Raw genomic sequence first — 22,766 nt, forward strand, 5'->3', positions numbered from 1 at the left:
GGATCAGTCCTCGATCGTGATGGCCTGGAGTGGGCACACGTCGGCGGCCTCTTCGACCTCGTCGCGCAGCGCGTCGTCGGGGTCGCCGACGAATTCGAGCCGGCCCGCGGCGTTGATCTGGAAGACCTCGGGCGCGGCGAACACACACTGTCCGTGGTCCTGGCACCGGTTCATGTCGACGATGACCTTCACAGCGACGTTCCTCTCTGGTGTGCGAAGCGATGGTCGGCCCTGCGCAGCGAAATGACGGTCGGCTCTACGGCCCTACCGGGCGAGGCGCCGGTCGAAGCCGTGATCAACGCTTGGGGGGCCGGATCCCGCGGAACTCCCAGTCCCCGCCCATGGCCGTGGACAGGACCTCCTCGGACGCGGTGGGCTGGGCGCCGCAGTCGGCGCGGATCGGGGTCGGGCCGGTGACGATGTGGTTGGTGAGTCGGCCCAGGCCCTCGGCCTCGACCTCGACCACGTCGCCCGGCTGCACCGGACGCGAGCCGGCGGGCGTGCCCGACAGGAGCACGTCGCCGGGGTTCAGCGTGATCGTGCGGGCGATGTCGGCGACGAGGTAGTGCATGTCCCATTCCATCTCGTCGGTCGTGCCCTCCTGTACGACCATGCCGTTGACGAAGGTGCGCAGGGTCTTGCCGCGGAAGTCCCAGCCCTCGACCAGGCCGGGGCCCAGCGGGCACAGCGTGTCCGAGCCCTTGACCCGCAGCATCGAGCCCGCGTCGGTGTCGCGGAAGTCGTGCAGGCCGTAGTCGTTGGCGACGGTGTAGCCGCGGATGTACGCGCCGGCCTCGCTCGGGGCGATGTTGCGGCAGGTGCGGCCGATGACGATCGCGATCTCGCCCTCGTAGTTGAGGTAATCGCAGCCGAGCGGGCGGACCACGGCGCCGCCGTGCGCGTTCAGCGAGGACGTCGGCTTGTGGAAGTAGGTCGGCGCGGGCGGCAGCGAGGTGCCGAACTCGTCGACGCGGCTGCGGTGGTTGAGGTGGACGGCGATGATCTTGCCGGGCACCACCGGCGGCAGGTGTTGCGCGTCGGCGGTCTTGATGGTGCGGCCGTCGGCGGCGATCAGTTCGGCGCCCTCGCGGACGACCTCGACGACGGCGCCGTCGAGCAGGATGCGGCGGTACTCGGTGGTGGTCATGAAGCCTGTCCTTGGAGGGTGGGGGCGGTCCAGCCGGCGGCGGGCCGGTCGAACCAGACGTGGGCCTGGCCGGTGCCGGTGGCGTTCTCGTAGTCGCCGACGAGGCGGCCGGGCGCGGTGCACCGGTCCTCGCCGAGCGCGCCGAGCATCATCAGGTAGTGCCCGAAGCGCGCCTCGGGCTTGTACTGCATGAAGTCGGGCATGCCCGCGAGCACGCTCGCGTGGTCGCCCCGCTCCATCCAGGCGATCCGCCGCTCGTCGGCCGCGCGGGCCTGCGGGGTGCGGACGTTGACCGGGTCGGACGCCTCGTGGTCGCGCAGTTCGCGCAGGTTCCAGAAGGTGTGCGAGAACGCGCCGGACGCGATCAGGAGCACCTTGCGGTCGGTGGCGGCGATGCCGTCAGCGAGCGCGCGGCCGAGCCGCAGGTTGTCCTCGACGTCGGCGGTCTGGCAGCAGCCGATGCCCAGCCAGCGCTTGCCGGGGACGCCGAGGTGGTGCCACAGGTTGACGGTCGCGTAGTGGATCGGCAGGTGCGGGTCCTCGATCGGGGTGATCCAGGTGCCGTGCCTGCCGGCGAACCCGGCGGTGGCGTGCGCGAGTTCGGGGTCGCCGGGGAAGTCGTACGGGATCTGCCGCATGCCGCGCGGGAGTTCCTCGGAGGTGTACAGGCCCGACCGGTGCGCGTGCGCGGCGATCACGTACTCGACGGTGGTGGCCCAGTGCGAGTCGAAGACGACGACGGTGTCGTAGTCGAGGCTCTCGAAGACCTCGGTGCGCAGCCGGGCGAGCGCGGGGACGAGGCTGATCTCCTTGCCCTCGTTGAGCTCGTAGCGGATCTCGCGCGGCAGCATGATGGTGGGCGAATGGGCGAGGATGCCCGCGCCGACGATCTCTCCCATGGTCACTGCCATCCGTTCGGCGAGGTCACGGTGTTCTTGACGTCGCAGTAGAAGTCGAAGCTCCACGTGCCGCCCTCGCGGCCGACGCCGGAGTGGCGCGAACCGCCGAACGGTGCCCGGAGGTCGCGGACGAAGAAGCAGTTGATCCACAGCGTTCCGGCGACGAGCTGTCCGCCGACCCGCTCCGCGCGCTCCTGATCCCCCGTCACCAGCGTTGCCGCGAGCCCGAATCGGGTGTCGTTGGCGAGGGTGATCGCCTCGTCCTCGGTGGTGAAGGTCTGGAGGGTGAGCACCGGGCCGAAGACCTCCTCCTGGACGATCTCGCTGTCCTGGGCGACGTCGGTGAGCAGGGTGGGCCGGTAGTACAGGCCGCCGAGGTCGGCGTTGCGCTCGCCGCCGAGCGGGGCCTTGGCGCCGGCGTCGAGGGCGCGGCGGACGAAGCCGTCGACGCGCTCGACGTGGTCGGCGTGGATGTTGGGGCCCATGTCGGTGGCCGGCTCGCGTGGATCGCCCTGTACCAGGGTCTTGGCCCTGGCCAGGAAGCGCGCGGTGAACTCGTCGGCGACGGCCGCGTCCACGAGCAGGCGGGTCGCGGCGAGGCAGACCTGGCCGGCGTTGTCGTACTGCTCGACCGCGAGGTCGACGGCGAGCTCGAGGTCGGCGTCGGCGAAGACCAACAGCGGTGACTTGCCGCCGAGTTCGAGGCTGACGGGGGTCAGGTTCGAAGCCGCCGCGGCGCCGATGCGGCGCGCGGTGGGCACCGAGCCGGTGAAGCTGATCCGGCGCACGTCGGGGTGCGCGGTCAGCGCCGCGCCGACCTCCTCGCCGTAGCCCTGGACGACGTTGAACACGCCGGCCGGCAGGCCCGCCTCGGCGGTGATGTCCGCGAGCAGCGACGCGGTCAGCGGCGTCCACTCGGCGGCCTTGAGCACGACGGTGTTGCCGGCCGCGAGCGCGGGGGCGATCTTCCACGTGGCCAGCATCAGCGGCGCGTTCCACGGCGTGATCAGCACGCACGGCCCGGCGGGGTCCCACGAGACGTGATTGCCGTGGCCGCGGGTGTCGAAGTCGTCGTGCGCCAGGTGGTCGGTGAGCCAGTCGGCGAAGAAGCGGAAGTTGTGCGCGACGCGAGGCATCACGCCGCGCAGGTGCGAACGCAGCAGTGCGCCGTTGTCGGTGGTCTCGACGATCGCCAGATCGGCGAGTCGGGCCTCGACGCCGTCGGCGATCGCGTGCAGCAGCCGGGCCCGCTCGGCGGGGGGCGTGGCGGCCCAGGCCGGGAAGGCGGCGCGCGCGGCGGCGACGGCCGCGTCGGCCTCGGCGCGGCCGGCCCGGGCGATCTCGCCGATGGTGCTGCCGTCGATCGGCGAGACGTCGGTGAAGGTGTCCGAAGACCCGACGCGCTCGCCACCGATCCAGTGCCGGGTGTCGACGATGACGCCCGCGACGGTGACCTCGGTCATGGAAAACCCTCCAAATCGTTTGACCCCAAACAATTTACTGAGTCACGATCGCGCCGGTCAAGCCCTTCCGTCGACGGCGTCGAGCTGTATCGTTTGCCCCCAAACAATCCCGCTGGGGTGTGCGATCCCGCCGCGAGCTCCCGGCCACGGCACCAGGACCGGCCCCTCCCCGCGGGACCGTCAGGCGGCTCCCGAAAGCGGGATCCTCGGAGCGAACGGCGAAAGCGGGCGTCATGGCCGACCTCACCCACGCGGACTGGCTCGAACGGGCGGCGCGACTGCGCCCCGTCACGGTCCACCACATCGACGGCGCCGACCACGCGGGCACGGGCGACACGTTCACCGTGATCGCGCCGCGCGACGGCGAACCACTCGCGCGGGTCGCCCGGGCGGGCCCGGCCGAGGTGGACCTCGCGGTGGCCGCCGCGCGGCGCGCCTTCGACACCGGGCCCTGGCCACGACTCGCCCCCGCCGAGCGCGGGCGCGCGCTGATCCGGTTCGCCGACGCGATCGAGGCACACCGCGAGGAGCTGGCGCTGACCATCGCGCTCGAGATGGGCAAGCCGGTCGCCGAGGCGTACGGGATCGAGCTGCGCGCGGTCGCGGCGACGTTCCGCTGGTACGGCGAGGTCGCCGACAAGCTGATCGACGAGGCGCCACAGACCGCCGCCGACGCGGTCGCGCTGGTCACCCGCGAGCCCGTGGGCGTGGTCGCGGCGGTCGTACCGTGGAACTTCCCGCTCACGATGGCCGCGTGGAAGGTCGCGCCCGCCCTGGCCGCCGGATGCACGGTCGTACTCAAGCCCGCCGAGCAGTCCCCCCTGTCCGCGCTGCGCCTGGGCCGGCTGGCCGGCGAGGCCGGGCTGCCGCCGGGCGCGTTCAACGTGGTCGCGGGCGAGGGCCCGACGGCGGGCCGCGCGCTGGGCCTGCACCCGGAGGTGGACGTACTCGCCTTCACCGGCTCGACCGCCGTCGGCCGGCACTTCCTGCGCTACGCGGCCGACTCGAACCTCAAGCGGGTCTGGCTCGAACTGGGCGGCAAGTCGCCCAACATCGTGCTCCCGGACGCGGATGTGGCCGCCGCCGCGGCGAGCGCGGCCTGGGGCGTGTTCTTCAACCAGGGCGAGATGTGCACCGCCCCCTCGCGGCTGCTCGTGCACTCCTCGATCGCCGACGACGTCGTGGACGCGGTCGTCGCGCACGCCGAGTCGCTGCGGCTCGGCGACCCGCTCGACCCCGCGACCACGATGGGCGCGCTGGTGACGGCGGACCACCTGGCCCGCGTCCAGGGCCACATCGCGCGGGCGCACGCGGACGGCGCGCGACTGCGCACCGGCGGGCAGCGGGTCGATCGCCCCGGCCACTACCTGGAGCCGACCGTGTTCGACCGGGTCGCCCCGGACATGGCGCTCGCCCGCGACGAGGTGTTCGGCCCGGTCCTCGCGGTCCTGACCTTCGACACCGAGGACGAGGCGGTACGGCTCGCGAACGCGACCGAGTACGGCCTCGCCGCGGGCCTGTGGACCTCGAACCTGTCGGCCGCGCACCGGATCTCCCGCGCCCTCCGGGCCGGCACGGTGTGGGTGAACTGCTACGAGGAGGGCGGCCTGAACGTGCCCTTCGGCGGCGTCCGGCAATCCGGCCACGGCCGGGACAAGTCGCTGCACGCGCTCGAGAAGTACACCGACCTCAAGACCACCTGGATGCAGCTGTGACCCGGCCCCTGATCGCGCTGCCGTGCCGGTTCGCGGCCACCACCTCCGCGCTGCGCTTCGCCGCCGAGGTCACCGCGCGCGCCCTCGCGGAGGCGGTGTACGCGGCGGGTGGCGAGCCGTTCATGATGCACCCGGCCGAACCCGCCGGCGCCGCCGCCCGGCTGGCCCGGGCCGACGCGCTGCTGCTGCCCGGCGGCGGCGACCTGGCACCGACCACCTACGGCGCGCGCACGGTGCACGGCGAGGTCTACGACGTCGACCCGGCCCAGGACGCCTTCGACCTCGCCGCCGCCCGCCACGCGCTCACCACCGGCCTGCCCACCCTGGCCGTCTGCCGCGGCCTCCAGGTCGTCAACGTCGCCCTCGGCGGCACCCTGACCCAGGACATGCCCGTCCACCACCGCCACGTCGTGCACCGGGTGACCCTGCTCCCCGACTCGACCACGGCCCGCGCCGCCGGCACCGAGCGGCTCCACGCCTCCTGCTATCACCACCAGGCCGTCGACCGCCTGGCCCCCGGCCTGCGCGTCACCGGCACCACCCCCGACGGCACCATCGAGGCCGTCGAGCCGCTGTCCCCCGCCGGCTGGTTCGTCGCGGTCCAATGGCACCCGGAGGACACCGCCACCACCGACCCGACCCAACGGGCCCTCTTCGAGTCGTTGATCGAGGCGGCTCTCTAGGGGCGCGTGCGCCCCCGTCTCGGTCGGGGCGTCGCGGCTGCCCGGGTCGGCGGTTACTCCGGGGCGAGGTCGGTGCGCAGGACGCTGTAGCGCACGACGTCCCGCCACCGGCCGTCGCGGAAGACCAGGCTTCGCAACACGCCCTCCCTGGTGAGGCCGCACTTCTCCAGGGCACGCTGCTCGGCGATGTTCTCCGTCTCGGTGTCCGCCTCGATCCGGACCACCGGCGTGTGCGCGAATAGGTACCGCACCAGCATCAGCTGGGCCCGCGTGCCGACGCCGCGCCCCTGGGCCTGCGGGAGCAGCTGGATGCCGATGTTCCAGCACCACGAGGTCCGCGAGGTGACGGCCTTGCGCCAGGCGACGAAGCCGAGTCGGTCGGCGCCGGCTGCCACGATCAACTGGCCGGCGTCCTCCCCCAACAGTCCGTTCTCCGCCCATGTTCGCCGCCAACGCCCCGGATCCGACCAGCCCTGCCATTGGAACCGCCCGGTCGCGTCCGGGTCGGTCACGAACAGCTCGAACAGCGCCAGGTCGTCCTCGCGGGCCGGGCGCAGTATCACCGGATCGTCGCTCATCGAAGTCACCCTAGTAGGCAACTCCGAGGCCGAAACGGCAAGTTGACGCAGACCCGCGTCGCGACCCGGACGTCCGGGACACGCACCGCGGCGGCGGCGATCGCGGTGAGGACAATGAAGGCGGGACAAGGGCGGGACAAGGGACGGGACAAGCGCCGGCGCAAGGGGCAGGGCGAGGCGGCCGGGTCTCGGGGCGGGGTTGGGGTGGCCTCCGCTCGGGGTGGACCCGACCCGTGGGGATTCGCCTCGGGCTTTTCGTTATCCGCGTCGGGCCGCCGGGTCTCCCAGGCACGGGCTGTGCCGCGGGGGTCGCGCATTTGGCGTTCGACGCGCGGAGGGCCCGGGCTGGTCGGTCGGTCGAGAGAGTTGGATGGGCGTGGAGAACGAGTACGGGACGGCCCTGGTGGTCGCCGCGCAGACGGGGGATCTGCGGGCGCGGGACGAGTTGGTCGCGGCCTGCCTGCCGCTGGTGTACAACGTGGTCGGCCGGGCGCTCGGCGGGCACGCCGACGTCGACGACGTCGTGCAGGAGACCATGCTGCGCGCGATCGACGGGCTGGACGGACTGCGTGATCCCGCCGCCTTCAGGTCGTGGCTCGTGGCCATAGCGCTCAACCAGGTCCGCAGCCGGTACACCCGGCGCTCCACCGCGGCGCCGCTCGACGAGGTCGGCGAGTACGCCGATCCCGGCGGCGACTTCGTGGACCTGACCATCCTGCGCCTGGGCCTGTCGGGGCAGCGCCGCGAGGTCACCGAGGCGACCCGCTGGCTGGACGCCGACGACCGGGCACTGCTGGCGCTGTGGTGGCTGGAGGTGGCCGGCGAGCTGAGCCGGGCCGAACTGGTGGCCGCCGTCGAGCTGACGGCGCAGCACGCGGCGGTCCGGATCCAGCGCATGAAGGAGCAGTTGGCCGCGGCCCGCGTGGTGGTGCGGGCGCTCGCGGCGGCGCCGCCGTGTGCGGACCTCGGTGCGGTGACCGGCGCGTGGGACGGCCTGCCGACGCCGCTGTGGCGCAAGCGGATCTCCCGGCACGCGCGGCTGCGCCGTGTGCGGCGAGCAGGAGCGCGGCCTCGCGCCGGCCGAGGGGCTGCTCGCCGGCCTGGCGCTGGTGCCGCCGGCCGTCGGGCTGCTGGGGTACGGGCTCGGACACGCGGGGACTCCGGTGGCGTTCGCCGCGGGCGGCGCGGGTGCCGGCGGAGCGCAGGCGGTGGCATCCGCCGCCACGGCCGGGGGTGCGGCCGGGGGCGGCGCGGGTGCCGGCCGCCCCGTGTCCAGGCGCGCGCCGCGCCCGCGGCGTCGATACCTCGCGCTCGCCGCGGCCGCCCTCGTCGTCGTCGCGGCGCTGCTCGCCGTCGTCGTCCTGACCCGGCCGGACGCGGACCCGTCCCCCGTACCGCCGCGCCCGTGCCGCCGCCCGTCGCGGCCACCGCGCCGTCGATACCGTCCGTGCCCGCCACGACGCCCCCGCCCACCGAGCCGACCACCCCGCCCCCGGCCCCGTCGGCCACGCCCACGACCCGCCCGACGGAGTCCGCCGATCCGCGGCGCGCGCTCGAAAGCCGGGTCGTCGACCTGGTCAACGCCCGCCGCGCCGAGCACGGATGCGGTCCGGTGCGCGTGGACGACCGCCTCCGCAGCGTCGCGCGCAAGCACTCCGACGCCATGGCCGCCGGGAACTTCTACGACCACGTCGGCCCGGACGGCGTCCGCCCCGAGCAACGGATCTCGGCCGCCGGCTATCGCTGGCGCCAGTGGGGCGAGAACCTCGACCGCGGCCGGTACGACGCCGCGCAGGTGGTCGCGGACTGGATGGCCAGCCCGATCCATCGCGACAACATCCTGTCCTGCGGCTTCAAGGACATCGGCGTCGGCGTCACCATCACCCCCGGCGGCACGACCTGGTGGACCCAGACGTTCGCCGCACCCGCCTGAGCCGGCGCGGTCCGCTCGAAAAAACATCTTCGGCTGACTTTTCGTTATCGCCGTCACCCCCGCGGGTCTCTCTTGGTGTCGGCGGCGTCCAGGCCGCCGGCGGAGCGGGCCGCGACCACACGGCCGCCGAGCCCCCGGGCGTTCACGAGCCCACTCGGCGGCGGTGCTCCCCACGCGGCCCGCTCACCCGAGTCGATCGCTTCGAGGAGTCGTCAATCGTGCAGCGCAGTCATCGCCGGACGTTGTCCATGTCACTCGCCGTCGCCGCCATCGCGGTCGTGACCGCCGCGTGCGGATCGTCCGCCAAGCCCCGGGACCGCGCCGAGGCCGCCACCCCCGGCAGTGCCGCGACCGCCTCGGCCATACCGTCCGCCGCCACATCCGCGTCCGCGTCCGCGTCGAGCGCCGCGCCCGCCGCCTCGGCGTCGCCCACCGCGTCGGCCGACCCGTCCGCGAGCCGACCGCCGGCCAAGTCCGCCGGCGCGACCCCGTCCACCCCGGCCACGCGCAAGCCCGCGACCAACGCGGGCAAGGCGTCCACGCCCCCCGGACGCAACACCCCCGCCGACGGCCCCGTCGGCGCGAACCCCACCGTCGCGGGCGGCAGTTCGTCGTCCCGGGCGGTATCCGACGCCGAGGCGATGTCCCTGGAACTGCTCAACGTCGAACGCGCCAGGGTCGGCCTGGCCCCGGTCCGGCGCGCGTCCGACCTCGACGACTTCGCCCGGAAGTGGGCCGAGTACATGCGCCGGACCGGGTTCGCGCACTCGGGCCGTGAGGTCGACGTCCTGGTCAAGGGCGCCCGTACCGGGGTGTCCGAGAACATCGTCTGGTTCAGCGACGGGTCCATGACGGCCCGTCAGGCGGCCGAGAAGTTCCAGGACATGTGGCGGCACAGCCCCGGCCACTACCGCAACCAGACCGACCGTTCGCACACCGAGGTCGGCATCGGCCTGTACCGGGACGAGAGCGGCTGGTGGGGCGTACACGAGTTCGCCAACGGCTGAGCCGCCGCCGCGTCAACCGCGACAACGCCCCGCGTCTGCTCCCCCGCCTGCCCACCCGCCTCCGCGTGGTGAATCCCGCCGGCCCCGATCCGCACCCTTGCCCGGTGCGGATCGCGGGCGCGCCGCCGCGGCCGGATCGCCGGCCGGGACATGCGCGCCGATCAGCGCCTGGGAGGTGGCTCGGCCCGAGGTCGGCGCCGAACCGTAGCCGGCGTCCCCGACCCGACCGAAGGGCTAGCCCTTCGCCCGTCGTCCCCCGCGCCGGGGCTTCGGGCTGTTGCCGGCGAGGAGTTCCTGGCGGCGGTCCTCGCCCTTGGCCTCCAACTGGGCGACGATCCGGCGGAGGCTGTCGGCGAGGGTGAGGCACTCGTCGGGGGTGAGGTCGTCGGCGACGAAGGCCTCCTCGGCGTTGAAGGCCGGGAAGATACGGGACATCAGTTCCTCGCCCGCCGCCGTCAGGGACAACAGGACGAGCCGGCCGTCGGTGGCGTGCGCGGTACGGACGAGCAGGCCGCGGGTCTCCAGGGTGCGGGCGACGCCGGTGAGCGTGCCCTTGGAGATGCCCGCCTCCTCGGCGACGTGGCGCGTCTCGCTCTCGCCCCAGATCCACACCTCCCACAGGACGGTGAAGGCGGTCCAGGTCAGTTCGGCGTCGCGCAGGACCGAGTTCTCCAGGTGCTGTCGCACGGCGGCGGCCGCGCGATAGATGTTCGACACCGCGGCCATCTGCTCGCGCCGTAGCGGAATGTCGCCCAGTCGTGCCTGGACGGCCTTCTCCGTCTCGGTGATGGACCGCTTGCCGATCACTTGCCCCGCCTTCCACGTCGTCGGCGCCCGAGCGGTCGCTCGATCCGCCTTCCCCCAGCAATCTAGTGCCGCGCCCGGCAACGTTTGCCCCGTCGCGGTGTCCGGTGCGGTGCCTCGGCGTGCCGCCGGAACGTTCTCGCACTGGAGTACTTGGACGTTTCGGCGGTGCGTCGAGGGGCCGTGCCGGGCGCCGCGACGGACCAACGTTGCCGGGCGCGGCCTGTGCCGTGGCCGGGCGCTCGTGCCCGGGCGCCCCACGGGCCCACCTTCCGGGCGCCGGCAGCGCCGCCCTCGGCCTCAAGCGCCGGCCGGGCTGGATCCGGCCGGCCTGCGGCCCGCTTGTCCTCAAACGCCGGACAGGCTGAATTCCCGCCCGTACACCCTCGAACGCCGGACGGGCTGATTCAGCCCGTCCGGCGTTCGAGGACGACCGTGCTTCAGGACAACCGTGACCACTACCCGCCCGAGCCGCCGCTCGCGAGGAGCGTGCCGCCGTTCCAGACGACGCCGACCTGGCGGTAGTACGCGCCGATCACCTCGTCGACCTCCAGACGGGCGAGTTCCTCGGTGGGGGCCTCGAACAGGGTCAGATCCGCGTCGCCCGTCCAGGCCTGGCCGCCCTCGGCGGACTCGGCGCCGGTGACGATCAGTTCGTCGAGGGCGAGGCCCCTGCCCGGCTCGATCGACGGCAGCCAGCGGTGGTGCGCCATCGGGTGCCCGTTGACGAAGCCGTTGCTCGCGGACGGCTCGCGCAGCGTCACCACGGCCTCGGCGAGCCGGCGGTCGGCGGCGGCCAGGGTCGCGCCGAAGGTGGCGCCCGCCTCGATCCGGGGCGCGGGACCGTACGGGTGCGGCCGCGTCTGGTGGATCGAGCCGAGCTTCTTCGGGTAGCCCTGGTGCAGGCCGCGGGCGATCGCGAAGTCCTTGTCGACCCAGATGTACACGCAGCGCGAGTAGGTGACCCCCGCGTACTGGCAGCGCACCACCGCGAAGCATTCCTTGTACTGGCCGCGCACCGGGTCCAGCAGTTCCGCCCGGCCGCCCGAGCAGGACTGCCAGTCGGCCCAGATCAGCGCGACGGCGCCCGGGTCCTCGTCGGCGAGCGCGAGCTGCGGGGGCAGCAGTTCGGCGACGCGCGCGGGGTCGGTGCGGTACTCGATGGTGAGCAGGTCCCCGGAGTACTGCCACGGAGGCGCGGGGATCATCGACGACCGGCCGGTGCCGGTCTTGGGGTGGAAGAAACCGTGTACGCCGGTCATGGGCGCCTCCCTCGAAGCATGAAGCACGAAGCACGAAGCACTGAAATACGAAGCACTGGAGCACGAAGACCGAATGCGGCATCGATGGATCGTTTGGGTCCGTACGATATGCCTCGCACGGCGCGTTGTCACGCCCGATCCCGACTCGCCGTCACGCGCGCACGCGACGCCCGTCACACCCGGCCACCACCGGGCGCCGTCGGCCGCAAAGCCTTCCCCAAACCCTTGTGCGACCGGTTCCACGTCCATATGGTTTGGGCTCAAACGAATCGGCCGTCCTGCCGCCGCCTGCCCTGCGCGAGGAGAATCCGGTGAATCCATCCATACCGGGCCGGGTCCACGAAGTCGTCGCCGATCTCAAGGATCGGGGCATCGACGTCGTGCGCGTCGCCTACCCGGACCTGATCGGCACCGATCGAGGACGTGACGTCCTCGTGGATCACCTGTCATCGGTGTGCGCACACGGGCTCGCGTTCTGCCGGGCGGTCTTCCACACCACGCCGCGGGGCGAGACCGTCCCGGTGGCCGGCGGCGTGGAGGCGGGCCTGCCGGACATCTGCGTCTACCCCGACCTGGACACCCTCGTCGCGATCCCCTGGGAGCCCGGCGTCGCGTGGTGCCTGGGCGAGACGATGGACCCGGCGACCGGGCGGCTCGCCCCCGAGGCACCGCGCTCACTGCTGCGCGACGTACTGGCCCGGATGGCCGACGAGGTCGGCCTGCGGCCGGTGGTCGGGCCCGAACTCGAGTACTTCCTGTGCGAGCCGGATCCGGCGCGCGAGGGCGGGTGGCGCCGGTACGGCGAGGCGCCCGGCAACGTGTACGTGGCCGGGCGGCGCGGCGACCCGGACGGGCACCTGCTGCGCACGCTGCGGCACCTGGGCGCGCTCGGGATCGGCGCCACCACCGGCAACCACGAGTACTCCTCGGGCCAATTCGAGATCAACCTCGACCACTCGGACGCGCTCGACGCGGCCGACCGGGCCTTCCGGTTCAAGGCATCCGTCAAGGAACTCGCGCGCCTGGAGGGGCGGTTGGCCACCTTCATGGCCAAACCGTTCAACGACGAGGGCGGGTCGGGCTTCCACCTGCACCTGAGCTGCGTGGACGCCGACGGCACCAACGCCTTCGACGACCCGGACGGCGCGTACGGCCTGTCCTCCGCCGCGCTGCACGCGATCGCCGGCGTCCTGGCGCACGCCCCCGCGCTGGCCGCACTGCTGAACCCGACGGTCAACTCGTACAAGCGCTTCGGCCCGGACACGCTCGCGCCGTGGCTGATCGACTGGGGCCTGGACAACCGCAGCGCGATGGTGCGCGTCCCGCCCGAGCGCGGCGCGGGCGCACGCCTGGAGGTCCGGCTGGGCGACGCGAGCGCCAACCCCTACCTCGCGATGGCCGGACTCCTCGCCGCCGTACACATCGGCCTGCGGGACAAGCTGACACCGCCGGCGCCGTTGGAGGGCTACGGGTACGACACCGACAAGGCCCCGCAGCTGCCCGCGACGCTGACCGAGGCGCTCGACGCCTTCGAGGGCGACGAGGCGATCACCGAACTGCTCGGCAGGCAGTTCGCCGACGCGTTCCTGACCTACAAGCGCGACGAGGTCGCGCGCTTCCGGCGGCACGTCACCGATTGGGAGTTCACCGAGTACGCGTACCACCTCTGAACCTGTGACCCGCTGCCAGTGACCCGTTTCCGCATCCCCCGCGAGGAGTTCCCGTGAGCACCACCACCGCCGCCTCCGTGGCCCCCGAGCCGATGCCGCTCGACGAGATCGACCTCGCCGACAACGACCGCTTCCTGGACGGCGCCACGCCGTGGCGGATGTTCCACACGCTGCGCCGCGAGGACCCCGTGCACTGGCAGCCCGAGGCGGCCCCCAACAGCGGCTTCTGGGCCCTGACCCGGCACGCGGACATCGTCGCCGTCGACCGCGACCCGGCGACCTTCACCTCCTCGCGGTTCACCAACCTGGAGGAGGTCGACGACTCGCAGATCGCCATCCGGCGGTCGATGCTGGAGACGGACGGGCTGCGGCACGGTGCGCTGCGCAAGCTGCTTCAGAAGCAGTTCACGCCACGCGCGATCGCCGACTACGGCACCTTCCTGCGCGGGCTGACCGCCCGCACCCTCGACAACGCGTTGGCCAAGGGCACGTTCGACTTCGTGCACGAGGTCTCCGCCGACTTCCCGATCAACGTGCTCGCGAAGATGCTGGACGTGCCGGGCGAGGACACCGAGAAGCTGATCGACTGGGGCAACCGGATCATCGGCAACACCGACCCCGACTACGCCGACGTGCTGCTGGAGAGCGCGGAGAGCGAGCAGTACCGCGACCTGCCCTTCCGCAGTCCCGCCTCACTCGAAGTCTTCGCCTACGGCCGTGAGTTGGCCGCCAAGCGGCGCGGCGGCGAGGGCACCGACCTGGTCAGCCGGCTGGTCAACCAGACCCCGTCCGACGGTGTCCCGCTGTCGCGGCACGACTTCGACAACTACTTCCTGCTCCTGGTCGTCGCGGGCAACGAGACCACCCGGCACGCGATCTCGCACTCGATGCTCGCGCTGATCCAGAACCCGGAGCAGATGGCGAGGTTGCGCGACGACCTCGCGCTGATGCCGGACGCGGTCGAGGAGTTCCTGCGCTGGGCCTCCCCGGTCTACCACTTCCGCCGCACCGCGACCCGCGACACCGAACTCGGCGGCCGGCAGGTGCGGGAGGGCGACAAGGTGGTGCTGTGGTTCGCGTCCGGCAACCGCGACGAGTCCGTATTCGAGAACCCGTACGACTTCGACGTCACGCGCAAGAACGTCGACCACGTCACCTTCGGCAAGGGCGGCCCGCACTTCTGCCTCGGCAACGCGCTGGCCCGGCTGGAGATGCGCATCATGTTCGAGGAACTCCTGCCGCGCATCGCCGACATCCGCCTCGCCGGCGAGGTCCGCAGGGTCCGCTCCAACTTCGTCAACGGCATCAAGGAACTCCCGGTGACGGTGACCCTGGCCTGAGGACCCGGCACCGACGGGTCACTGCTCGCCCAGTGCCATCCACTTCTCCGGCTTCGTCAGGGACACGAAACCCACCTTGGCGTAGACCTCGTGGGCGTCCGCGGTGGCCAGCATGATGCGGCGCAGGCCGAACGGCGCGAGGTGGTCGCGGACGGCGGTGGTCAACGCGGTCCCCAGGCCCTTGCCGCGGACGGCGGGCGCGATGTAGACGTCGCACAACCAGGCGAAGGTGGCCCGGTCGGTCACGATCCGCGCGTACCCGACCTGGGCCCCGGAAGCACTGTCGTAGAGCCCGAAGTTGAGGGAACCGGCGATGGCCACATCCTGCTTCTCCCGGGACCGGCCGAGGGCCCAGTAGGCATCCTGCGACAACCACCGATGGATCAACGCCGCATCCAGGCGCACGGGGTCGGTGGATATCTCGTAGCCGTCCGGCAGTCCTTCGCTCATGCCACATCCAACCAGCCGCCCCGACCGACCCGCGAGCCGGGCTCCCCGCACGGGCCGAGCCCACCCGGGCGTCGCCGCGTACGAGCACACCGACGCGAACCGGCGCCGGCTCCCTCGCGGGGGCCGGCGCCGGTGGTGGAATCGGTGGTGCGGAAGGGGATGTCAGCCCTTGTGGGTGGCCTTGGCCTGCGCCTTCTGCGGCAGCTGCGGAAGGCCCTTGCCGGGCGTCTCGTCGGTCGTCGCGCCGAAGGACGCGGCGGCGGGTGCGGACTGGGCGGAGCGGCTCTTGGCGTTGCTCTGCGCCGCGGTGTTGCCGTCCTGGTACTCGACCGTGCCGGGCAGCGCGATCGCTTCCCCGGCGCCGTCGGCGACGGCGCTCGACAGCGCGTCCTCGCCGCCGAAGATCGCGACGAAATTGACCGCCCCGCTGTTCTCGGTCAGGTAGTCGTAGGTCGCCCAGCTCATGTCGTCCGGCTCGCTCAGCAGGATCGGCCCGCCGGCCGCGGCCAGCAGCGCGCCGCCGGACATCGCGTCGTGGAACGAGGCCATCGTGGCCACGCCGGCGATGCGGGTCGGGTAGAAGAAGGTCCGGGCCGCACTGCTCGCGGTCTCCACGGCGTCGGAGCCCTCGACCGCGTAGTAGTCGCGGTCACCGTCCTCGTACAGGGCGGTCGCGGCCGGCGTTCCGACTCCCCAGACGTCGGCGGAGGGGTGCTGCGCGAGGTAGTTCTGCACCGATGCGGGCAGGCTCCCGCCGTCGGTGAGCAGCACGACCGCGTCCAGGTTGGCCGCCGCCGGACCCGCGGAGAGCGCGTCGTAGTACTCGTGGCCGGTCGCGAAGAGCACGTGCTTCGGGTTCGGGTTGGTCTCGTTCGCGATCGCGATGGCGGTCTCGTACTGCGAGTTCCCGGCCAACCGCTTCACGGTGTAGCCCAGGTCCCGCACCCGGTCCTCGACGTCCGTGTTGATCGCGAGCGCGCCGCCCAGCAGGTATACGGTCGACCCGCGCGGCAGGATGCGCGTGATCTCCTCCGCCGTGGCGTCCGGGAGCCGGTCGGGCTCGGACAGCAGCAGCGGCCCTTCCTTGGCCGCCGCCAGCGGTACGGCGACCAGGCCGTCACCGAAGTGGTCGTTGCGCGTGATCACCGCGGACTTGGCCTGCCGGAACCCCGGCCTGGCGACGCCGTTGTCGGACCACAGCGCCTGCGACGCGGTGGTCGCGGTCTCCACCGAACTGTCGCCGCCCAGGCGGTTCACGTAGTTCTTGCGGACCGGCTGCCAGGACGCGTTCCGGATGCAGTTGCCCTGGCCGCCGGCGAGGACCTGCTCCGGCGCGCCGGACCGGCGGACCGCCAGGACGTCGCAGCCGAGGCTGGGCAGCCGCTTGGTGTACGCCAGATCGTTGCCGTCCGGGGAGGGCGACAGGTGGCCGTAGTTCGTGGCCGGGTCGATCCCGGGCAGGTCCACGGAAGCGCCGTCCGGGTTCATCGCGGCGGGCCGCCACTCCGACTCGGGCTGTCCCGCGACCGTCGGCGCCCGGAAGGTGACGACCTTGCCCGACGGGTCGAACTCGGCGTCCCTGGCGTCGTCCCGGAGCTTGCGGAGCGTGCCGTCCTGCTTGTGCAGCCACACGCGTTGGGCCGAACCGACGCCGGACGACTTCGTGCTCACCACGACCGACCCGTCCTCGGCGACGGACATCGAGGTGATGCCGGGCGTACCCGTCGGCTCCATCGGGCCGAACTGGATGTACGACTCCGCCTCACCACCGTTCGCGGGCACGGTGTAGACGTCGTGGTTGGTCTGCGGACCGGTGCCGTGGGTGAACAACAGCCAACCGCCCCCGGGCCACCACGCGATCGGCCCGGCCGTCTCGTTGGTCGCCTTCGAGCCGGTGTCCACGGCGCGGATGTCCGAGCCGTCCGCGCGGGCCGTGAACAACTGCCAGCCGTACTCGGTCTGGCCGTGCCGAACGGCCCAGTAGGCGACGCGCGAGCCGTCGGGCGAGAAGACGGCGTCCTTGGCGGAGCCCATCCCGCTCGGCAGCGGCAGCATCCGCGACTGACCGGTCGCGGGGTCCACGACGACGACCCGGTACTGGTCGGTCTGTTCGTACGGCGCGTCGTTGAAGCGGGTGTAGACGATGAGTCCGTTGTCCCCCGGCAACGTGGCGCCGGCCGGAGCGGCGCCCAGCATCACCAGGCCGGTGGCCGCGAAGGCGCCGGCGGAGAGGGCGGACAGGAGCTTCTTGCGTATGGGAATCATCCAGCTCTTCCGGAAAGGCGCCCCGACAGTTGGCCCCTGTCACCCGCGAACTCCCGTGCGCACACGACCGGTTCCCCCACCCGCCGGTTGCGCGTTCAAGTACAACCGACCGGATGCTAGCGCGGCCCACCGACGAATCGCCACAGCATTCGGGGGCGGTTGTGGCCGGCGTCCCGAGGTGCGGGTACCGAGCGCGTTTCCCGTGCCCGAAGGGTCATTTCGGGGGCAGCGGCGGGATCGTGACGGGTCGGCCGAATTCGCCGTACTCGGTGTGGCTGGTCAGATGGCCGCGGGTGGATTCCTGGCGGAGGATGTACGGCCGGCCTTCCGCGGCGATCCGGAAGACCGCGGTCTCCTGTTCCGTCACCGCTTTGACGGCGTCCGCCCGGACGCCGTTGACGGCACCGCTTCCATCCGAGGTGAGGGGTGCCTGCACGGAGAGCGGGATCGTGAACAGCTGGGCGCAGCCGCCGGGCAGCCGGGAGACGATGTAGTCATCCGCCAGTGCCGGGTTGTCGCTGGTCAGCGACCGGCTCATGGCGGATACACCGTCGCGGCAGATGATCCGGCCGATGACCGCGAAATTCCGTTTCACGACCGAGTGCAGGCCCTGCGCGGGGTCGTACCAGGTCTCGACGGTGGCGTTCGACACCGCTGTGCTGGTCCCCGTGGCGTGGAAGGTGGTTGCCGCCATGGCGGCGTTGGCGCGCTCGGCGCGCGCTGTGGCTGCACTGTCGGTGGTCGGCTCGGCGTGCGCGCCGTCCTCGTCCTCGCAGCCGGCCAGGACGAGGATCAGGACGGCGGCGGCTACGGCGAGGCGCTTGGTGTTCCGGTCCATCGCGCGTGCGACACCAGAGAGGGCGGCCGGCACCATGTTGTGAGCTCCGATCAGCGAAGAGATTGATCCCTTGTTCGCCGACCAGGCTTCCCGGCACACCACCGGCAACCCTACCGGTTCCTTATGCGCCGCGAATCCGCGGTCCGCTCTCGACGCCCTTCCCGAAGCCGTCGTGATCCTCCCTCCTCCCCGTCTGCGGCCGCGGCCTCATCCCCGGCCAGGGACCCTTCGTCGCCCCCTGGGCCCGCCGAGGCGCGTCTCGGCCGGCCCTCGGAACACGCGGTGGGCGTGCGAAGATCCAGGAACCGTGCACGGCCACTGTGGAGGACGAGAATGTTCGCGATATCCCTGGGTGACGGCGCCGAACTGCGACCGCTGGAGCCCTGGCAGGCCGAGGAGTTCCTGGCCCACATGGACCGCGGCCGCGAATTCATCGGCCGGCACGTCGGGCTCCCCGACCTCACGACCGACCTCGAATCCACACGCAAGTGGCTCCAGTCGTACGCCGACAAGACCGCCGCCGACACCGGCCGGCTCTACGGCATCTGGCTCGACGACCTCCTCCTCGGCGGCGTCCTCTTCCCGGTCTTCGACGCGGCCATGCGCAATTGCGAGGCCGGCTGCTGGCTGGAGCCGGCCGCCGCCGGCCGCGGCCTGGTCACCCGCGCCGCGCGCGTGATCATCGACTGGGCGATCCGGGAACGCGGAATGCACCGGGTGGAGTGGCTGGTGCCCTCCGAGAACACACCGAGCATCAAGGTGGCCAAGCGCCTCGGCATGAGCCGCGACGGAGTCCGGCGCGAGAACTTCACCTACCGGGGCGTGCTCCAGGACACCGAGATCTGGTCGGTACTCGCCCCCGAATGGCTTGCCGCGCACGACACCCCCTGAGCGGGCTCCGCATTCGGCCCATCGCGTCACCGACCCTTCCCGGCTCGCCGACGATCGAACGGGTGGACGGGTGGCCGGGAACGGTCGGGGATCCTGCCGCGTTGTTTCGGCGGTTGCTCCGTGGCTCTCGGGTCGCGTCCGGCGACCGGATCCGGGAGCTCTACGCCCGGCATGCGCAAGGCCGGCCGCCCGCACGGGGTCGGGTCGGTCGGCGACACGGGAGTGCCGCTCTCGTGCGGAGGTGGAGGCTCAGTGGGATCGTCCGGTGCTCTTGCCCGATCGGTGCGTCGGCTGCTGGGCCGGCCCGGATCCGTACAACCGACCGGCCTGCGGCCCTTGGTCCGGCGCGCCGGCGAACGGGAGGCGGCGCTGCGCGAACTCTCCGACGCGGGCCTGCGCGAGGCGGCCGACGCGCTGCGTTCCCGCGTCCAGGGAGCCGACGGCCGCTGGGACGACGACGCCTCGGTCGAGGTGTGCGCGCTGGGTCGCGAGGCCGCCCGCCGCGCCCTCGGCGAACGCGCCTTCGACGTGCAACTCGTCGGCGTGCTCAGCCTGTTGCGCGGGACGGTGGTGGAGATGGCCACCGGCGAGGGCAAGACCCTCGTCGGCGCCCTGGCCGCGGCGGCCTTCGCCCTCCGGGGGCGGCGCGTGCACGTGCTGTCGGTCAACGACTACCTGGCCCGACGCGACGCGGAGTGGATGGGCCCCGTGTACGACCTCCTCGGTGTGAGCGTGGCCCACGTGACGCAGGAGTCCACCCGGCGGGAGCGACGCGACGCCTACGCCCGCGACGTCGTGCACGTCGCGGTCGGCGAGGTCGGCTTCGACACCCTGCGCGACCGACTGTGCACCGATTCGGCGGACGTGGTGCTGCCCGACCCGGACGTGGCCATCGTCGACGAGGCCGACGCGGTGATGATCGACGAGGCGCGGATTCCGCTCGTCCTGGCCGGCGGCATCGACCCCGGGACCAGTGACGCCGAGGTCGCGCGGGCCGTGGCGGGCCTGGTCGAGGGGCGGCACTACGAGGCCGATGCCGGCGGGCTGACGGTCCACCTCACCGACGCGGGCGTGGCGGAGGTCGAGCGCGCGCTGGGCGTGGCGGACCTGTACGCGCTCGGGATGGAGGTGCGGTTCTCCCAGGTCAACGTCGCCCTGTACGCGAGTGTGCTGCTGCGCCGGGACGTCGACTACCTGGTGACCGAGGGCAGCGTCCGCCTCGTCGACGCCAACCGGGGCCGGGTGGCGCAGCGCCGGCGCTGGCCGGACGGTCTGCACGCGGCGGTGGAGGCCAAGGAGGGCCTGACCGTCGGCCCGCGCGGGGAGGTCCTCGATCAGCTGATCGTGCAGGACCTGATCGCCGGCTACCCGACCGTGTGCGGCATGACCGGGACCGCGGTGATCGTGGCCGAACAACTGCGCGAGTTCTACCGGTTGGAGACCGGCGCCCTGCCGACCAACCTCCCCTGCGTCCGGGTCGACGAGCCGGACCGGCTGTACGCCGGCCGCGAGGCGCGCGACGCGGCGCTGATCGACCTGATCGAACGCACCCACGCCACCGGCCGCCCGGTCCTGGTGGGCTCCCGGGACGTGTCGACGTCCGAGCGCATCGGCGCCGCGCTGCGCGACCTGGGCCTGAACTGTGCGGTCCTCAACGCCAGGGACGACACCGAGGAGGCCGCGATCATCGCCGGCGCGGGGGCGATCGGCGCGATCACCGTCTCCACCCAGATGGCCGGCCGCGGCACCGACATCCGTCTCGGCGGCCCCGACGGCGCCGACCACGACCAAGTCGCCGACCTCGGCGGCCTGTTGGTGATCGGTGTCGGCAGGTACCACACCCGGCGGCTGGACGATCAGTTGCGCGGACGCGCCGGCCGCCAGGGCGACCCGGGCACGTCGGTGTTCCTCACCGGCCTCGACGACGACCTGATCACCCGGCACGCCCCCGACGTTCCCGACGTGTCGACCGCCGACGCCGACGGGCCGATCGACGACGACGCGGCCCGGCGGCACGTCGAGCACGCCCAGCGGGTGGCCGAGGGCGCACTGCTCGACACGCACCGCACCACATGGCGCTACAACCGCCAACTGCACCTCCAGCGCGAGGAGGTCCTCGCCCACCGCCGGGAGGTCCTGCACGGCGACACGGCCGCCGACCTCCTCGAAGAACGCCGCCCCGACCGTTGGGCGCGGCTGCGCGAGACGGTCGGCGAGGCCGTCCTGGCCGAGGCCGCCCGACAGATCCTGCTGTACGAACTCGACCGGGCGTGGAGCGACCACCTGGGCTTCACCACCGAACTGCGCGAGGGCATCCACCTGCGCGCCCTCGGCCGGCAGAGCCCGATCATGGCCTTCCACGCCGAGACCCAGCACGCCTTCGCGACGCTGATCACGCGCGCCCACCGCCGCGCGGCGGAATCCTTCGACACGGCGCACATCACCGGGGCCGGCCTCGACGCCGACCTGAGCGACCTCAAGCGCCCCGGCTCGACGTGGACCTACATGGTCCACGACAACCCCTTCGACTCCTTTGCGGACGCCTTCCTCACCACCGTGGGCACCCGCCTCCGCACGGCGGTCCGCGGCGACTGACCCGCCTCACCGACCACGCGCCCCGGCACCGCCACAAGGCCCCCGGTTGGAGGGCCTTGTGGCGGTGCCGGTGTCGGTCCGGCGCGCGGTCAGCCGCCGAGTTCGGCGACGATCGACTGTGGGGTGTGGCCGCTGCCGTCGGATTGGCGGTGGAAGTCGACGGCCACGAAGTTGGGGTTTCGGCCCGCCGCCGTCCGGCACTGTTGTGCCACGCGGTTGCGCAGTTTGGTGCCGTTGTCGGCGCCGGCGGTGGCGATGGTCGGCACGTTGCGGAAGTGGCTCATCACGAACAGCCGGTTGAAGCCCGGCTCCTGCCGGTCCAGCGGTACATCGGACCAACGGCTGGTGCACGCCAGGTCGTTGCCCAGGTCACCGATGCTCCAGTAGTTCTGCACCGTCCAGTCCTTGTCGTACATCACCCCCAGCTGTTGCCGGTCGGGCTTGTCGGAGAACAGCAGCAGCCGCTTGTTCGCGGTCACCATGTCGGCCACCTTGGGCCAGCCGTTCTCGCGGACCCCCGCGACATCGGGGCGGTACAGCAGATCGCGCAGCCCGCGCACCTTGTTCAGCGACTGTCCGAGCTGGTCGGCGCCGACGTAGTCCTCCAGGAAGACCGTCACCACCTCCAGCGGATGGGCGTTCAGGAAGTCGACGACCGTTTGCATCGTCCCGTGGAAGGACTGCCGTGGGAGGGCGTAGGTCACGCCCGCGAACGTCTTGCACTCGCCGTGGCACAGGTACACGTCACTGGGGTAGCAGTCGCTGCCGAAGCTGATCACGCACAACGCGGTGCTGTGCGAGTACCAGTGCGTGTCGAGCATCAGTCCGCGTACGCCGCGGTCCAACTGGCCGCGGATCGACTCGGCCTGGTTGACCGAGGACCACCGCGAGTCCTCGTAGTTGGTGAAGGAGTTGTGCGTGGTCAACGACGCGACCCGGTCGAGCCGTTCGTCGCCCCAACGCTGCTCCGCGGCGGTGCGGGGGGCGGCGGAGCCGGCCGAGGCCGTCACCGGGACGAGCGCCGCCAGGAGCGCGATCACCATGACGAGCAACCCTCGTCCGGAGGGCCCGCCCCGCCGAAGTCGCCGCGCCTTCGGGCGGTTGCCGCGCCGGGGCCGGGCGGCCGGTATACCGCTGGATGAGTCCATGGCAGGGGAAGCTACACCGGACCGTCCACGTTGTGGACCCCCGCGCGGCCCTCGCCCGCGAGACGGCCGGATCCATAC

19 protein-coding genes are annotated in these 22,766 nt (G+C 72.4%); 8 read left to right on the plus strand and 11 right to left on the minus strand.

Annotated elements, in window-relative coordinates; genetic code table 11:
* Positions 1 to 3 precede the first annotated feature (3 nt).
* The 4 genes from OG928_RS37640 to OG928_RS37655 all read right to left on the minus strand — a co-directional run bounded on the left by OG928_RS37640 (position 4) and on the right by OG928_RS37655 (position 3,509).
* Positions 4 to 192 carry a ferredoxin gene (locus OG928_RS37640; protein ID WP_331766487.1) on the minus strand — a complete coding sequence of 63 codons (189 nt, stop codon included), beginning with the start codon at positions 190 to 192 and terminating at the stop codon, positions 4 to 6.
* 103 nt (positions 193 to 295) lie between these two features.
* Complete coding sequence (locus OG928_RS37645; protein ID WP_331766488.1) at positions 296 to 1,147, minus strand: fumarylacetoacetate hydrolase family protein; 852 nt, start codon at positions 1,145 to 1,147, stop codon at positions 296 to 298.
* Positions 1,144 to 2,046, minus strand: a complete 903-nt coding sequence (locus OG928_RS37650; RefSeq protein ID WP_331766489.1) for a catechol 1,2-dioxygenase — start codon at positions 2,044 to 2,046, stop codon at positions 1,144 to 1,146. Before OG928_RS37650 ends, OG928_RS37645 begins: the two co-directional genes overlap by 4 nt.
* Positions 2,047 to 2,048: 2 nt before the next feature.
* Positions 2,049 to 3,509 carry an aldehyde dehydrogenase gene (locus OG928_RS37655; protein ID WP_331766490.1) on the minus strand — a complete coding sequence of 487 codons (1,461 nt, stop codon included), beginning with the start codon at positions 3,507 to 3,509 and terminating at the stop codon, positions 2,049 to 2,051.
* A 233-nt stretch (positions 3,510 to 3,742) separates the two neighbouring features.
* On the opposite strand from OG928_RS37655, the gene OG928_RS37660 reads away from it, so the two are divergent.
* On the plus strand, positions 3,743 to 5,224 hold the full coding sequence (locus tag OG928_RS37660; protein ID WP_331766491.1) for an aldehyde dehydrogenase: 1,482 nt from the start codon (positions 3,743 to 3,745) through the stop codon (positions 5,222 to 5,224).
* Positions 5,221 to 5,907, plus strand: a complete 687-nt coding sequence (locus OG928_RS37665; protein ID WP_331766492.1) for a type 1 glutamine amidotransferase — start codon at positions 5,221 to 5,223, stop codon at positions 5,905 to 5,907. Before OG928_RS37660 ends, OG928_RS37665 begins: the two co-directional genes overlap by 4 nt.
* Positions 5,908 to 5,960: 53 nt before the next feature.
* Here OG928_RS37665 and OG928_RS37670 read toward each other — a convergent pair whose 3' ends face one another.
* On the minus strand, positions 5,961 to 6,485 hold the full coding sequence (locus OG928_RS37670) for a GNAT family protein (RefSeq protein ID WP_331766493.1): 525 nt from the start codon (positions 6,483 to 6,485) through the stop codon (positions 5,961 to 5,963).
* Positions 6,486 to 6,855: 370 nt separating this feature from the next.
* Here OG928_RS37670 and OG928_RS37675 point away from each other — a divergent pair, with 370 nt between their 5' ends.
* Both OG928_RS37675 and OG928_RS37680 read left to right on the plus strand, forming a co-directional pair.
* Positions 6,856 to 8,418: a sigma-70 family RNA polymerase sigma factor gene (locus OG928_RS37675; protein ID WP_331766494.1), complete on the plus strand. Its 1,563-nt coding sequence runs from the start codon at positions 6,856 to 6,858 to the stop codon at positions 8,416 to 8,418.
* Between the two features lie 218 nt (positions 8,419 to 8,636).
* Positions 8,637 to 9,425 carry a CAP domain-containing protein gene (locus OG928_RS37680; RefSeq protein WP_331766495.1) on the plus strand — a complete coding sequence of 263 codons (789 nt, stop codon included), beginning with the start codon at positions 8,637 to 8,639 and terminating at the stop codon, positions 9,423 to 9,425.
* A gap of 234 nt (positions 9,426 to 9,659) precedes the next feature.
* Here the strand turns inward: OG928_RS37680 and OG928_RS37685 are convergent, their stop codons facing one another.
* A complete protein-coding gene (locus OG928_RS37685; protein ID WP_331766496.1) occupies positions 9,660 to 10,232 on the minus strand; it encodes a MarR family transcriptional regulator in 573 nt (190 codons plus the stop codon).
* A 455-nt stretch (positions 10,233 to 10,687) separates the two neighbouring features.
* The gene (locus OG928_RS37690; protein WP_331766497.1) at positions 10,688 to 11,491 is read right to left on the minus strand and encodes an acetoacetate decarboxylase family protein; all 804 of its coding nucleotides are present in this window, start codon (positions 11,489 to 11,491) and stop codon (positions 10,688 to 10,690) included.
* 311 nt (positions 11,492 to 11,802) lie between these two features.
* Here OG928_RS37690 and OG928_RS37695 point away from each other — a divergent pair, with 311 nt between their 5' ends.
* Both OG928_RS37695 and OG928_RS37700 read left to right on the plus strand, forming a co-directional pair.
* Positions 11,803 to 13,161: a glutamine synthetase family protein gene (locus OG928_RS37695; RefSeq protein WP_331766498.1), complete on the plus strand. Its 1,359-nt coding sequence runs from the start codon at positions 11,803 to 11,805 to the stop codon at positions 13,159 to 13,161.
* A 92-nt stretch (positions 13,162 to 13,253) separates the two neighbouring features.
* Positions 13,254 to 14,501, plus strand: coding sequence for a cytochrome P450 (locus OG928_RS37700; protein WP_331768257.1), 1,248 nt, complete (start codon positions 13,254 to 13,256; stop codon positions 14,499 to 14,501).
* An 18-nt stretch (positions 14,502 to 14,519) separates the two neighbouring features.
* Here the strand turns inward: OG928_RS37700 and OG928_RS37705 are convergent, their stop codons facing one another.
* The 3 genes from OG928_RS37705 to OG928_RS37715 form a co-directional block, all read right to left on the minus strand.
* Positions 14,520 to 14,951, minus strand: a complete 432-nt coding sequence (locus OG928_RS37705; protein ID WP_331766499.1) for a GNAT family N-acetyltransferase — start codon at positions 14,949 to 14,951, stop codon at positions 14,520 to 14,522.
* Positions 14,952 to 15,113: 162 nt separating this feature from the next.
* Entirely contained in the window at positions 15,114 to 17,216 is a 2,103-nt protein-coding gene (locus OG928_RS37710; RefSeq protein WP_331766500.1) for a cell wall-binding repeat-containing protein, read from the minus strand.
* 214 nt (positions 17,217 to 17,430) lie between these two features.
* On the minus strand, positions 17,431 to 18,054 hold the full coding sequence (locus tag OG928_RS37715; protein WP_406291562.1) for a hypothetical protein: 624 nt from the start codon (positions 18,052 to 18,054) through the stop codon (positions 17,431 to 17,433).
* A gap of 333 nt (positions 18,055 to 18,387) precedes the next feature.
* Between OG928_RS37715 and OG928_RS37720 the strand changes: the two genes are divergently transcribed.
* Both OG928_RS37720 and secA2 read left to right on the plus strand, forming a co-directional pair.
* The gene (locus OG928_RS37720) at positions 18,388 to 18,945 is read left to right on the plus strand and encodes a GNAT family protein (protein ID WP_331766502.1); all 558 of its coding nucleotides are present in this window, start codon (positions 18,388 to 18,390) and stop codon (positions 18,943 to 18,945) included.
* A 252-nt stretch (positions 18,946 to 19,197) separates the two neighbouring features.
* Positions 19,198 to 21,540 carry an accessory Sec system translocase SecA2 gene (gene secA2 / locus OG928_RS37725; RefSeq protein WP_331766503.1) on the plus strand — a complete coding sequence of 781 codons (2,343 nt, stop codon included), beginning with the start codon at positions 19,198 to 19,200 and terminating at the stop codon, positions 21,538 to 21,540.
* Positions 21,541 to 21,629: 89 nt separating this feature from the next.
* Here the strand turns inward: secA2 and OG928_RS37730 are convergent, their stop codons facing one another.
* Positions 21,630 to 22,583, minus strand: a complete 954-nt coding sequence (locus tag OG928_RS37730; RefSeq protein ID WP_331766504.1) for a PI-PLC domain-containing protein — start codon at positions 22,581 to 22,583, stop codon at positions 21,630 to 21,632.
* Between the last annotated feature and the right edge of the window lie 183 nt (positions 22,584 to 22,766).

The sequence above is a fragment of the Embleya sp. NBC_00896 genome, assembly GCF_045207785.1.
In the GTDB taxonomy this organism is placed as follows: domain Bacteria; phylum Actinomycetota; class Actinomycetes; order Streptomycetales; family Streptomycetaceae; genus Embleya.